General features: G+C 69.8%; 10 protein-coding genes. 3 read left to right on the top strand and 7 right to left on the bottom strand.

Features of this window, described 5'->3' with window-relative positions:
* Positions 1–21: 21 nt before the first annotated feature.
* The 4 genes from D474_RS27590 to D474_RS0104060 form a co-directional block, all read right to left on the bottom strand.
* A complete protein-coding gene (locus D474_RS27590) occupies positions 22–894 on the bottom strand; it encodes a 5-oxoprolinase subunit C family protein (protein ID WP_017612326.1) in 873 nt (290 codons plus the stop codon).
* Positions 891–1529 carry a 5-oxoprolinase subunit B family protein gene (locus tag D474_RS0104070; protein ID WP_017612325.1) on the bottom strand — a complete coding sequence of 213 codons (639 nt, stop codon included), beginning with the start codon at positions 1527–1529 and terminating at the stop codon, positions 891–893. The genes D474_RS27590 and D474_RS0104070 overlap by 4 nt, the downstream gene beginning before the upstream one ends.
* Positions 1529–2299, bottom strand: a complete 771-nt coding sequence (locus D474_RS0104065) for a LamB/YcsF family protein (RefSeq protein ID WP_017612324.1) — start codon at positions 2297–2299, stop codon at positions 1529–1531. Before D474_RS0104065 ends, D474_RS0104070 begins: the two co-directional genes overlap by 1 nt.
* A gap of 229 nt (positions 2300–2528) precedes the next feature.
* Positions 2529–3779: an NRAMP family divalent metal transporter gene (locus D474_RS0104060; protein ID WP_017612323.1), complete on the bottom strand. Its 1251-nt coding sequence runs from the start codon at positions 3777–3779 to the stop codon at positions 2529–2531.
* A gap of 243 nt (positions 3780–4022) precedes the next feature.
* Between D474_RS0104060 and D474_RS0104055 the strand changes: the two genes are divergently transcribed.
* The 3 genes from D474_RS0104055 to D474_RS0104045 all read left to right on the top strand — a co-directional run bounded on the left by D474_RS0104055 (position 4023) and on the right by D474_RS0104045 (position 7476).
* Positions 4023–4814, top strand: coding sequence for an aminotransferase class IV family protein (locus D474_RS0104055; protein ID WP_017612322.1), 792 nt, complete (start codon positions 4023–4025; stop codon positions 4812–4814).
* A 591-nt stretch (positions 4815–5405) separates the two neighbouring features.
* Positions 5406–6953 (top strand): BCCT family transporter, encoded by a 1548-nt coding sequence (locus D474_RS27585; RefSeq protein ID WP_083931730.1) that lies wholly within the window; start codon positions 5406–5408, stop codon positions 6951–6953.
* 58 nt (positions 6954–7011) lie between these two features.
* Positions 7012–7476, top strand: coding sequence for an Hsp20/alpha crystallin family protein (locus D474_RS0104045; RefSeq protein WP_017612320.1), 465 nt, complete (start codon positions 7012–7014; stop codon positions 7474–7476).
* A 109-nt stretch (positions 7477–7585) separates the two neighbouring features.
* On the opposite strand, the gene D474_RS0104040 is transcribed toward D474_RS0104045, so the two are convergent.
* The 3 genes from D474_RS0104040 to rpsO all read right to left on the bottom strand — a co-directional run bounded on the left by D474_RS0104040 (position 7586) and on the right by rpsO (position 11938).
* Positions 7586–8920: a M16 family metallopeptidase gene (locus tag D474_RS0104040; protein ID WP_026118147.1), complete on the bottom strand. Its 1335-nt coding sequence runs from the start codon at positions 8918–8920 to the stop codon at positions 7586–7588.
* 130 nt (positions 8921–9050) lie between these two features.
* Positions 9051–11333, bottom strand: coding sequence for a polyribonucleotide nucleotidyltransferase (locus D474_RS0104035; protein WP_017612318.1), 2283 nt, complete (start codon positions 11331–11333; stop codon positions 9051–9053).
* A 335-nt stretch (positions 11334–11668) separates the two neighbouring features.
* On the bottom strand, positions 11669–11938 hold the full coding sequence (gene rpsO, locus D474_RS0104030; protein WP_017612317.1) for a 30S ribosomal protein S15: 270 nt from the start codon (positions 11936–11938) through the stop codon (positions 11669–11671).
* Positions 11939–12159 lie beyond the last annotated feature (221 nt).

Raw genomic sequence — 12159 nt, 5'->3', positions numbered from 1 at the left:
CCGGGGGAGTGCAACGGCGATTCATGACACGAGCTCCGGAACGCCCCGCCCGACAGCCCTCACCTCCCGGGGCCGTGCTCCTGGAACCGCATCCGCGTTCCGGGCCGGGCCTNCGACGACGGGGTACCCGCCGGTCGCCGGGTGGTCCGCCAGGAACAGCACCGGCTCTCCCCCGGGCGGTACCTGGAGCGCACCGGCGACCATGCCCTCGCTCGGCAGCTCGCCCTCGCGCGCACGTTCCAGCACCGGCCCGGACAGGCGCGCACCCACCCGGTCGCTGCGCGGGGTGACTTCGAAGGCCCCGGTGAACAGGGTCTCCAGCGCGGCCTCGGTGAACCAGTCCGCGCGCGGCCCGGGTTCAGCACGCAGCACCACCTCGGGCGCGCCGACCGCGCGGACGGGGGCCTGGTCGATGCCGGGCATGCCCTCGGGCGCGGGTCCTACCGGAAGACTGGTTCCGGGTGCGGGCACGTCCGGCCCGAGCCCGGCGAGCACGTCGGTGCTGCGCGATCCCAGCACCGGCGGGACGTCGATGCCGCCACGGACCGCCACGTACGTGCGCAGACCCAGGTCAGGGGTGCCCAGGGACAGTTCGGACCCGTCGGCCAGATGCAGGACCGAGTTGAGCGCCGCGGTGTGCCCGTCCAGCGTGAGGGGTGCGGGCGCCCCGGTGACGGCGAGGACGACGTTCCCGTGGGCGCGCAGGCGCAGCCCGCCCAGGGTGGCCTCCAGCCCGGCGGCCCCGGGCGGGTTCGCGACGAGCCGGTTGGCAAGGGTGTGGGAGTCCAGGTCGGCTGCCCCGGAGGGGCCCACGCCGAGGGCGGCGTGGCCGGTCCTGCCCCGGTCCTGGACCGTGGTCAACGGTCCGGCGGCCAGTACCTCCAGCGCGCTCACGAGGCCTCCTCGAACCGCACACGGACCCCGGGGCGAAGCAGTCCGGGCGGGTCGCGGTCGGGGTCCCAGATGCGGGCCTCGGTACGGCCCAGCAACTGCCAACCGCCCGGCGAGACGCGCGGGTAGACCCCGGTGAACGTTCCGGCCAGCGCGACGGCCCCGGCAGGTACGCGGGTGCGCGGCTCGGAGCGCCGGGGCACGTCGAGGCGCGGGTCTCCGCCCATGAGGTAGCCGAAGCCCGGTGAGAAGCCGCAGAAGGCGACGGTCCACGGTGTTCCGGTGTGGGCGGACACCACCTCGCGGGGGCTCAGCCCGGTGTGGTCGGCGATGTCGTCGAGGTCCTCGCCGTCGTAGTGGACCGGAACCGTGAGGGTCTCGCCGCGCGCCGTCCCGGTCCCGGTGGGCCGGCGCAGGTCGCCGAGGGAGGAGACCACGCTTTCGGTGTCGGTGCCGGTCTCCAGCCGCAACAGGACGGTGCGCGCAGCCGGGACGACGTCGGTCACGCCCTCCGGGATGCACTCGGCCAGGGCGGCGTGGAGCGCCACGACCTCGTCGAGGTCGGCGACCTCGAGCAGGAGACCCCGGTCGGCGCACCGCAGGACCCGCAGGTCGAATCCCCCGTCCCCGGCAGACATCAGGCATCCGCCCGGCTGAAGGGACGCAGGTCCACGCCGTCCTCGCGCAGGCGGGCGGCCACGGTGCGGGCGACTTCCACCGCTCCGGGGCTGTCGCCGTGCACGCACAGGGAGTCGGCTTCCAGGTGCAGTTCCGTGCCGTCGACCGCCCGCACGGGCTCCCCGCGGGCGATGCGCAGACACCGATCGGCGACCTCGGCCGGGTCGTGCAGGAGCGCACCCTCCTCCCGCCGGGGAACGAGGGTCCCCTCGGGTGTGTAGGCGCGGTCGGCGAAGGCCTCGCGGTACACCCGCAGCCCAGCCTCCTCGGCCAGGCGCAGGAACTCCGACCCGGGCAGCCCCAGAACGGGCAGGTCCGGGTCGTAGGCGCGTACGGCCTCGACGACGGCGCGCGCCTGTCCCGTGTGGCGCACGATCGCGTTGTACAGGGCCCCGTGCGGTTTGACGTAGCGCACACGGTCGCCGACCAGGTGCGTGAACGCGCTCAGCGCCCCGATCTGGTAGACGATCTCGTCGGTCAGCTCGTCCGGCGGCACGTCGAGGAAACGGCGCCCGAACCCCGCGAGGTCGCGGTAGCCGACCTGCGCCCCGACGGCCACACCGCGTTCTGCGGCGCCGGCGGTGCTGCGGCGCAGCACCGTGGGGTCGCCGGCGTGGAACCCGCAGGCGACGTTGGCACTGGTCACGGTGGCCAGGAGCGCCTGGTCGTCACCCAGTTCCCACCGTCCGAACCCCTCCCCCAGGTCGGCGTTGAGGTCGATTCGCGGCATCGCGGTCCTCGGTCTCTGCATCGGCTGAACAGGCCGTTCCCGTTCCCTCACCGGGGCCGGCTCTGCGAACGCCCGCACACGCCGCCAACGGACGCCTCGCGGCGCGGTGGCTGACCGGAGCGACGGAAGGCGTCCACCGAACAGGCCCTGGGACCAGGATAAGGAGAGGGCGGGCGCGGCACTCGGCCGCCCCGCCCCTCGCCGCGTACACCGGCCGGTCAGCGCCGGATCACTGCCACAGTTCGGCGATCCCTCCGAGCGACTGCAGCGCCATGAACACGGTCAGCGCCCAGGCGGCCACACCGATCACCACGAGCCACTTGGGGTACCGGTAACCGTGCAGCAGGTCGTGGGAGCGGCGTGCGGCCACCCACAGCATGATGCCGAGGCCCACGGGCAGGATCACACCGTTGAGGGCGCCCGCGAGCACGAGCAGAGTGTCGGGAGCCTGGCCGGAGACCAGGAAGACGGCCAGCGAGATCCCGATGAAGGTCGTCACCAGACTGCCGCGCCACTTCTCCAACAGCGGGTGGAACGTCGTCACGAACGAGATCGAGGTGTAGGCGGCACCGATGACGGAACTGACCGCGGCCGCCCACATGATGAGCCCGAACAGGCGCAGCCCGACCTCGCCGGCGGCCTGGTGGAAGGCCTCGGCCGGCGGGTTGTCCGCCTCCATCACGGCCACACCGCCGGCGACGACGCCGAGGATCGCCAGGAACAGCAGTACCCGGATCAACCCTGTCACGAGGATCCCGGTGACCGATGTCTTCGTGATCGCGGAGACGTTCTCCTTGCCTCCCTGCCCGTTCTCGATGAGGCGGTGCGCGCCTGCGTAGGTGATGTAACCGCCGATGGTGCCGCCGATGATCGTGACGGTGGCGAGGAAGACGTCGGTGCCGAGCGTCTCGGGCATGACCGACTGGCGCAGCGCCTCGCCCACGGGCGGCTGCGAGACGATCGCGACGTAGAGCGTCAGAAGGATCATCAGCACGCCGAGACCGACCAAGATGCGGTCCAGGGCCACGCCGAGGCTCTTGACCGCCAGGATGACAACGGCCAGGGCGGCCGAGAGCACCGCCGCGATCCGGGCGTCCATACCGAGCATCGCGTTGAGCCCCAGGCCGGTCCCGGCGATGTTGCCGACGTTGAAGACGAGCCCGCCGAAGAGGATGAGCGCAGCGAGCAGGTAGCCGGCCCCGGGCAGAACCCTGTTGGCCAGGTCCTGCGCCCGCATGTTCGCGACCCCGACGACCCGCCAGATGTTGAGCTGGACGGCGATGTCGACCAGGATCGACAGGAAGATCGCGAAGGCGAAGGTCGCGCCGAGCTGCGCGGTGAAGGTCGTGGTCTGAGCGATGAAGCCGGGGCCGACCGCGCTGATGGCCATGAGGAACATCGCGCCCAGCAGGCTGCTGCTCACCGTGATGCGACCGACTCTGAGACGCACCTTCGTGGGTGCGTGGGGGGCTTCGCCCATGGGTTGGCTCCAAGCACACAAAAAGCGGGGCGACCTGGTGGAACGCCCCTGACGACGTGGGATCGCCGCACACTACTCGAGCGTCCGGATCCATGGGTGCCCCGCAGAGCCCGCTCGGGGGCGAAGTGCGAATCCTGACACCGGTGCTTGGCATGGGCCACTCGGCGGGTGGCCGGTACGGACCGCTGTTGTGGGCGGGTATGCGCTCCGCGCCGACCCCCGAGGTGCCATCATGGCTTGGCGATGGAACTGAACGGACGCCCCGTCAGCACCGGGGAACTCGCGAGCCTGGCCCTGTACGGCTACGGGCACTTCACGACCATGCTCGTCGACGGCCTCAGGGTCCGCGGGCTCCAATGGCACATGGACCGGTTGCACCGGGACTGCCACGCCCTGTTCGGCACCGACCTGGACCTTCCTCGCGTGCGCGAGCTGGCCCGGCGCTCGGCGCGCGAGCACCCCTCGCCGTCGGTCGTGCGTGTGACCGTGTTCGACCCGCAGATGGACCTGGGGCGGCCGGGGTCGCGAGCGCGCCCGCAGATCCTGGTGACGACCCGGCCGGCCCCGGACCCGGCGGTCCCTCCCCCGCCCGTGCGCCTGGGCACGCGCCTGTACGCGCGCGACACCCCGCAGATCAAGAGCACGGCGATGTTCGGGGCGTTGCGCCAGCGCAGATCGGCCCAGCTGGACGGGTTCGACGACGCCCTGTTCAGCGGGGTGGACGGCCGGATCTCGGAGGGACCGACCTGGAACATCGGGTTCCTGGACGGAGAGGGTGTGGCGTGGCCGCAGGCACCGAGCCTTCCGGGGATCACCGCCCGGCTGGTGGACCACGCCGCCGATTCCCTGGGGGTACCGGTGCGCACCAGGCCGATCGCACACGCTGCATGCACACGGATGGGGGGCGCGTTCGTCACCAACGCGGCCACGGGTGTGCGCACGGTGTCGTCGGTGGACGGGGTGCAGCTGCCCCAGTCGGGTCTGGTGCGCAAGCTGGCGGCGGCCTACACGTCGATTCCGGGCGATCCCCTCTGAACGCCCCTGCGGTGGTCGAGTACGGAGCTCGTGGGCGGCCCCCGCTCTCGATGCCTACCCAGCGGCGCTCCCCTCCCCGTACATAACGGGGGCATCACCATCCGGCAGCGACACGGTCGGTGGAACCGCCCCGGAAGCGCACTCGATCGCCCCTTCGGGGCCGGAACCGGCCAGCCCTGCTGGTTCCCGTGCACGCCCCCGTGTGTTGAGGCAATGTTCACCCCTCGTGCTGCCTTCCGGGGCCCGCCGGCGCCGCTCCGGTGCAGCGCACGGACTTTCCGCAGGAGGGAGCGGGTTCGCCCTCGTCGGCGCGGAACCAGCACCGGGATCCCCTTGCCTCCACCTCGTCCGAGAGGCCCCGGAACCCCGTCCATGTCGGTCAAATCCCGAACACTCCGCGCTCAACCTCGCGCTTTACGTCTGAGACCAGGAGATCTAATATCCCTCCGGACCACACTCTGCCGGTAGCAGGCCGGCCCGCAACCAGATCACCCGTTCAAGGGATCACTTACCGATCGGGGCTGGGAAGGAGCCACCATCTCATCCCTGCGCACCTATATCCGTGAACACACCAACCCTTGGGTCTTCGGGATCTCGGGGATCGTCATCCTCGCCTTCATCATCCTCGGTGTTGCCTTCACCGACCAGTTGGGGCCCGTCACCGAAGGTATCCAGGCGGGCATCGGCGAGAACTTCGGCTGGCTCTACATGCTGGCCACGACGTTCTTCCTCGTCGCAGCACTTTTGCTCCTGTTCAGCCGATTCGGGAACATCCGGCTCGGACCGGACGACTCCCGCCCGGAATTCAGCACCCTGGCCTGGTTCGCCATGCTCTTCACCACGGGCATGGGCATCGGCCTGGTGTTCTTCGGGGTCGCCGAGCCCGTCACGCACCTGAACACCCCCCGCTCCGAGGAACTCGCCGCCGGCGAGCCCGAGGCCGTGGGTGAGGCCTTCGCCTCCACCCTCTTCCACTGGAGCTTCCACCCCTGGGCCATCTACATCGCCCTGGGCCTGTCGCTCGGTTACTTCGCCTTCCGCAAGGGCCTCCCCCTTCGCCCCGCGTCGGCGCTCTACCCCCTCCTGGGCGACCGCGCCTTCGGGTGGATCGGCAACCTCGTCGACATCCTCGCGGTCTTCGGCACCATCTTCGGTCTGGCCACTTCGCTCGGCCTGGGCACGATGCAGATCAACAGCGGTCTGAACCACGTCTTCGGGATCCCCGTGAGCGGGCTCTCGCAGACGGTCATCATCTGCGTCATCATCGCGATCACCCTCTTCAGCGTGATGTCGGGCATCGACAAGGGCCTCCGCCGCCTCTCGGTGCTCAACCTGGGGCTGGCCTTCCTCCTGATGTTCTTCGTCTTCCTGGTCGGCCCGAAGCTGTGGATGACGAGCGCGATGTTCACCGGCGCCGGTGAGTACCTGGCCAACATCGTCCCGTGGAGCCTGTCCTTCCCCAGCCCGATGGCCGATGCGACGGCCGCAGCCTTCTCCACCGACTGGACGCTCTTCTACTGGGGCTGGTGGATCTCCTGGTCGCCCTTTGTCGGCATCTTCCTGGCCCGGATCTCCTACGGCCGCAAGATCCGCGAGTTCGTCCTCGGTGCCCTCTTCGCCCCCGCCGTCATCTCTGTCCTGTGGTTCGGCGTCTTCGGTGGCGCGGGCGCCTACTACGAGCTCTTCGGCGAGGGCTTCGCCGGGTTCAACCTGGACGACGAGGCCGAGGCCACCTACCAGTTGATGAACGTCCTGCCGCTGGCACCGATCGTCGCCACGCTGGCATCGCTGTTCCTGATCGTGGTGGTCACGATCTTCTTCATCACCTCCGCCGACTCCGGCTCGCTGGTGGTGGACATGCTGACCAACGGCGGTACCACCAAGCCGGTCCGCGCCCAGCGCGCCTTCTGGGCCGTCAGTATGGGTGCCGTGACGCTGATCCTGCTCGTACTGGGCGGAGAGGACGCACTCACAGCGCTCCAAGCCGCTTCCGTCTCCACCGGACTCCCCTTCGCGGTCGTCCTGGTGTTCATGTTGCTCGGTCTGTTCATGGCTCTGTCCAAGGAACGCAAGCCGGGTGAACCCAAGACGGTCCGTGCGGAGGACTACCGCCCCGCTCCGCGCCCGGACCGCAGCTGATTCCGTCAGCCGCCCGACGACAACCAGCCATCAGGACCAGTGACAGGAAGGAGGAGGCATGGCACCGAAGCGATTCCGCAACCCCTTCAACGGGGTCGTGGACATGATCACCGAGATGAACCGGATCTCCGACACCATGTCCTCGATCGAGAGCAACCAGGCGGGTGAGCGCGAGCGCGGTCACTCCGACGCGTGGAGCCCGCCCACGGACATCCTCGCCAGCGGGCGCGACCTCATCGTGCGCTGCGAGGTCCCCGGTGTCTACGAGGAGGACATCGACATCAGCTTCAACCACAGCGTCCTCACCATCAGCGGTGAGCGGCGCCGTGACGAGGACGATGTCGAGTACTACTCCTCGGAGCGGTTCATGGGCACGTTCCGCCGCGACATCAGCGTCCCGGAGGACGTCAAGCCCGCCGACATCGAGGCCACCTACGGCGAGGGCCTCCTCGTGGTCGTCGTCCGCGGCGCGGCCGACAGCGCCGCCCCCCGCGAGATCACCGTGAAGCGCCGCAAGCGCTGACGCGGCCCCGCAACACGAAGGCGCCCCCGGTCGAGCGACCGGGGGCGCCTTCGTTCGTCTCCTGCGCCGGGGTGCGGGCCCCGGCCCCTGTGACGGAGGTGCCGTGTTCCTAGAACTCGCGGCCCTCGTCGTAGGGACCGATGACCGCGAGCGCGCGTGGGCGGTTGAGCAGGTCGGCGGCGACCTCGGCGACGTCGGCGTCGGTGACCGCGTCCAGGCGGGCCAGGTCCTCGTCGATCGAGTAATGGCGGGGCTGGTTGAGCTCGTGCGAGAGGATGCGGCCCATGCGGGCATTGGTGCCCTCGCTGCCGAGAACCATCCCGCCCTGGATCTGCCCCTTGGCACGGCCGAGTTCCTCGGAGGTGAGCCCGGAGGAGGCGACCTTGCCGAGCTCCTCGCGACACACCCCGATGACCTCGTCGATCTTCTCCGGGAGGCAGCCCGCGTAGATCTGGAACGAGCCGGTGTCGGAGTGGGCCATGTGGAAGGCGTGAACCGCGTAGGCCAGCCCGCGCTTCTCCCGGACCTCCTGGAAGAGACGCGAGGACATGCCGCCGCCCAGGGCGGCGCTGAGAAGCCTCAGGGCGTACCAGCGCGGGTCCAGGCGGGTCATCCCCTCCATGCCCATCAGCAGGTGCGCCTGCTCCGTCTCACGCGAGCGCAGGACGGTCCCCCCGTGCACCGGGACGGACGTGTCGGCCGAGCGCGGGCGGGAGGGCCGGGCGTCCCCGGCAGCGGCGAGCTGGTCGGCGAACATCGTGCGTACCCGCTCGACCAGTTCCGCGTGGTCCAGGCTGCCGGCGGCAGTGACCACGAGCTCGCCGGGAACGTAGGCGTCCCGGTACTGCTCCAGGATGCGCTCGCGCGGCAGGTCCCGGATCGTGTCGATGGTTCCGAGGATCGGGCGGGCCAGCGGGGAGTCGCCGAAGAACTTCTCGGCGAAGACGTCGTCGACCAGGTCGGCCGGCTCGTCCTCGTACATGGCGATCTCCTCGAGGATCACCCCGCGCTCGGTCTCCACCTCCTCCGCGTCGAGGGTGGAGTTGGCGACCATGTCACCGATGACGTCGACGGCCAACGGCAGGTCGCGGTCGAGCACCTTCGCGTAGTAGCAGGTGTGCTCCTTGGTGGTGTAGGCGTTGTGGTCGGCGCCCACACTGTCGAGCTCGGCGGCGATGTCGAGCGGGGAACGCCGCCGGGTCCCCTTGAAGAGCAGGTGCTCCAGGAAGTGCGCGGAACCGGCGTGCGCGGAGTCCTCGTCACGCGAACCGGTGGTCGCCGAGATGCCGAACGCCGCCGACCGCACACCTGGGACACTCTCGGAGACCACCCGCAGGCCGCCGGGCAGCACGGTGCGCTGGATCAGGCCGGAGCCGCCGGTGGGCTCCATCAGAGTGACGGTGGAATCCGGCTCCTGTTCGGCGGCGATGGGCACAGAGCTCATGAAACCTCTTCTACGTGTCTCGGGGGGACGTTCCGGCGCTGTCTCGCGCCGATGGCGTGGTGCAGCATACGCCGCGGGGGCGGCCGTACCCCTTTCGGATACGGCCGCCCCCGCGGTCGGTGCCCGTCGATCAGGTGTTCTCGGAGCGGTTCGTGTTTCGGCGGCGACGGCGGCGCGGAGCGGCGTCCTCGCCCTTGTCGTCGCCGTTGTCACCGTCGTCGTCCTTCTTGCCGTCCTCGGCGGAGGGCTCCTCGGCCTTGGCGGCCTTGGCGGCCTCCTCATCGACGACCTCGACCGGGGCCAGCGACAGCTTGCCGCGGTCGTCGATCTCGCGGATCTCGACCTGGATCTTCTCACCGATGCCGATGACGTCGTCGAGGTTCTCGATGCGCTTGCCGCCGTGCAGCTTGCGGATCTGCGAGATGTGCAGCAGGCCGTCCTTGCCGGGCAGCAGCGAGACGAACGCACCGAACGTGGTCGTCTTGACGACCGTGCCCAGGTAACGGTCGCCGACCTCGGGCATCGTCGGGTTGGCGATCTGGTTGATGGTGTCCCGGGCGGCCTCGGCGGACGGGCCGTCGGTGGCACCGATGTAGATCGTGCCGTCGTCCTCGATGGTGATGTCGGCGCCGGTGTCGTCCTGGATCGAGTTGATCATCTTGCCCTTGGGGCCGATGACCTCACCGATCTTCTCGGTCGGGACCTGGACGGTGAGGATGCGCGGAGCGTTCGGGCTCATCTCGGCCGGGCGCTCGATGGCCTCCTGCATGACGTCGAGGATCGCCAGGCGGGCGCCGCGGGCCTGCTGCAGGGCCAGGGAGAGCTGCTCCGCGGGGATCCCGTCGAGCTTGGTGTCCAGCTGCAGTGCGGTGATGAGCTCCCGGGTACCGGCGACCTTGAAGTCCATGTCGCCGAACGCGTCCTCGGCGCCGAGGATGTCGGTCAGCGTGACGAACTCGTCGCCATCGCTGATCAGCCCCATCGCGATGCCGGAGACCATCTCCTTGAGCGGCACACCGGCCGCCATAAGGGACATGGTCGAGGCGCAGACCGACCCCATCGACGTGGAGCCGTTGGAGCCCAGTGCCTCGGAGACCTGCCGGATCGCGTAGGGGAACTCCTCGCGCGAGGGCAGGACCGGCAGCAGGGCGCGCTCGGCGAGGGCGCCGTGCCCGATCTCGCGCCGCTTGGGCGAGCCCACCCGGCCGGTCTCACCGGTGGAGTAGGGCGGGAAGTTGTAGTTGTGCATGTAGCGCTTGGTCTTCTCGGGGTTGAGAGTGTCGACCGTCTGCTCCATGCGCAGCATGTTCAGCGTGGTGACGCCCATGATCTGGGTCTCACCGCGCTCGAAGAGGGAGGATCCGTGCACCCGCGGCAGCACGCCGACCTCGGCGCTGAGCTGGCGGATGTCCTTGGGGCCGCGGCCGTCGATGCGGACCTGGTCGCGCAGGACGCGCTCGCGCATGAGCTGCTTGCTCAGCGAGCGGAAAGCGGCGCCGATCTCCTTCTCACGGCCCTCGAACTGCTCGGCCAGGCGCTCGGCGACCTCGTTCTTGACCTCGTCGAGCTTGTTCTCGCGGTCCTGCTTGTCGGCGATCGTGAGCGCCTTGGACAAGTCCTCGCGGACGGAGGAGTCGACGGCCTCGTAGACGTCGTCCTCGTGGTCGAGGAAGATCGGGAACTCGGCGGTCTCGGGTGCGGCCTGTTCGGCCACAGCGGCCTGGGCCTTGCAGAGGACCTTGATGAAGGGCTTGGCGGCCTCGAGGCCCTCGGCAATGGTCTGCTCGTTGGGGCCGACGGCGCCCTCGGAGACCAGGTCGAGGGTCTGCGGGGTGGACTCGGCCTCGACCATCATGATGGCCACGTCGCCGTCATCGAGCACACGGCCGGCCACGACCATGTCGAAGGTGGCGTTCTGCAGCTCGGTGTGGCTCGGGAAGCCGACCCACTGGCCGTCGATCAGGGCGACGCGCACGCCGCCGATCGGGCCGGAGAAGGGGATGCCGGAGATCTGTGTGGACATCGAGGCGGCGTTGATGGCCACGACGTCGTACAGGTGCTCGGGGTGCAGGGCGAGCACGGTCTCGACGACCTGGATCTCGTTGCGCAGGCCCTTCTTGAAGGACGGGCGCAGCGGGCGGTCAATGAGGCGGCACGTGAGGACGGCGTCCTCGGAGGGCCGGCCCTCGCGGCGGAAGAAGGAGCCGGGGATGCGGCCGGCAGCGTACATGCGCTCCTCGACGTCCACCGTGAGGGGGAAGAAGTCGAGGTTGTCCTTGGGGCGCTTCGAGGCGGTGGTGGCCGACAGGACGACGGTCTCGTCGTCGAGGTAGACNCCGGTCTCGAAGCGGATGGTGCGGGTGCCGAAGCCACCGTTGTCGATGACGGCCTCAGCCGAGTAAACGCCCTCCATGGGCGACCTCCTACTACACGTTCTTCATGCCGGACGGGCCGTGTTGCCCGCCGAAACATCGGGTCGGTTGCCCGTGTCCGTGCCCCGGAGTTGATGACGACCGGTCATCGATCGAAGCCCACGGCGGACGTGCGCCGGGGACCACTACCGAGGACCGGCCTCGACTCTGCGGCCGAGGGAGCAGATCACGGGCGTGTTCAGCGTCGTGTGCGGTTGCGACGCGGCCCACCTGGGCGGGCCGTGCCACACCTTACTAACAAAGAGGGAGTGGCCGCGGCCACTCCCTCCCACAACGCGCCCGGGCCCGGGTTTCGTCCCGGACCCGGGCGTACGTTCTAGCGGCGCAGGCCGAGACGCTCGATGAGCGAGCGGTAACGGTTGATGTCCTGCTTGGCGACGTACTTGAGCAGACGGCGGCGGCGGCCGACCATCAGCAGCAGGCCGCGGCGGCTGTGGTGGTCCTGCTTGTGCGTCTTGAGGTGCTCGGTCAGCTGGGTGATGCGGTGGGTCATCACCGCGACCTGGACCTCGGGGGAGCCGGTGTCACCCTCGGTGGTGCCGTACTCCTGGATGATCTTCTGTTTGGTGGCGGCGTCGATCGACACGTCGCTCCTTCTCGTGGTTCGGTACGCAGGACGACCCCGGGACAGAGCCTGGGGTCTGGACACGGTGACCGCGCGCACGAACAGTCACCGCCGCGTGTGCGGGCGGTCCGGCTCCGAACGGGCCGGGGAACCGCCCCCGGGAACTGGGCCTCGGGGCACACGTGAACGTTCCAATCCTACCGCAGGCCGACCGGTGCTCGGGCCGACCGGTGCTCGGGCCG

Source organism: Nocardiopsis salina YIM 90010 (assembly GCF_000341025.1).
GTDB lineage: Bacteria > Actinomycetota > Actinomycetes > Streptosporangiales > Streptosporangiaceae > Nocardiopsis > Nocardiopsis salina.
Note: the sequence above shows the minus strand (reverse complement) of the source record. Positions and strands in the feature narration are given on the sequence as shown.

Coding starts and splice junctions, on each gene's coding strand:
- D474_RS0104070 (WP_017612325.1), bottom strand. CDS start 1,529: ATGTCTGCCGGGGACGGGGGATTCGACCTGCGGGTCCTGCGGTGCGCC.
- D474_RS0104065 (WP_017612324.1), bottom strand. CDS start 2,299: ATGCCGCGAATCGACCTCAACGCCGACCTGGGGGAGGGGTTCGGACGG.
- D474_RS0104060 (WP_017612323.1), bottom strand. CDS start 3,779: ATGGGCGAAGCCCCCCACGCACCCACGAAGGTGCGTCTCAGAGTCGGT.
- D474_RS0104055 (WP_017612322.1), top strand. CDS start 4,023: ATGGAACTGAACGGACGCCCCGTCAGCACCGGGGAACTCGCGAGCCTG.
- D474_RS0104045 (WP_017612320.1), top strand. CDS start 7,012: ATGGCACCGAAGCGATTCCGCAACCCCTTCAACGGGGTCGTGGACATG.
- D474_RS0104040 (WP_026118147.1), bottom strand. CDS start 8,920: ATGAGCTCTGTGCCCATCGCCGCCGAACAGGAGCCGGATTCCACCGTC.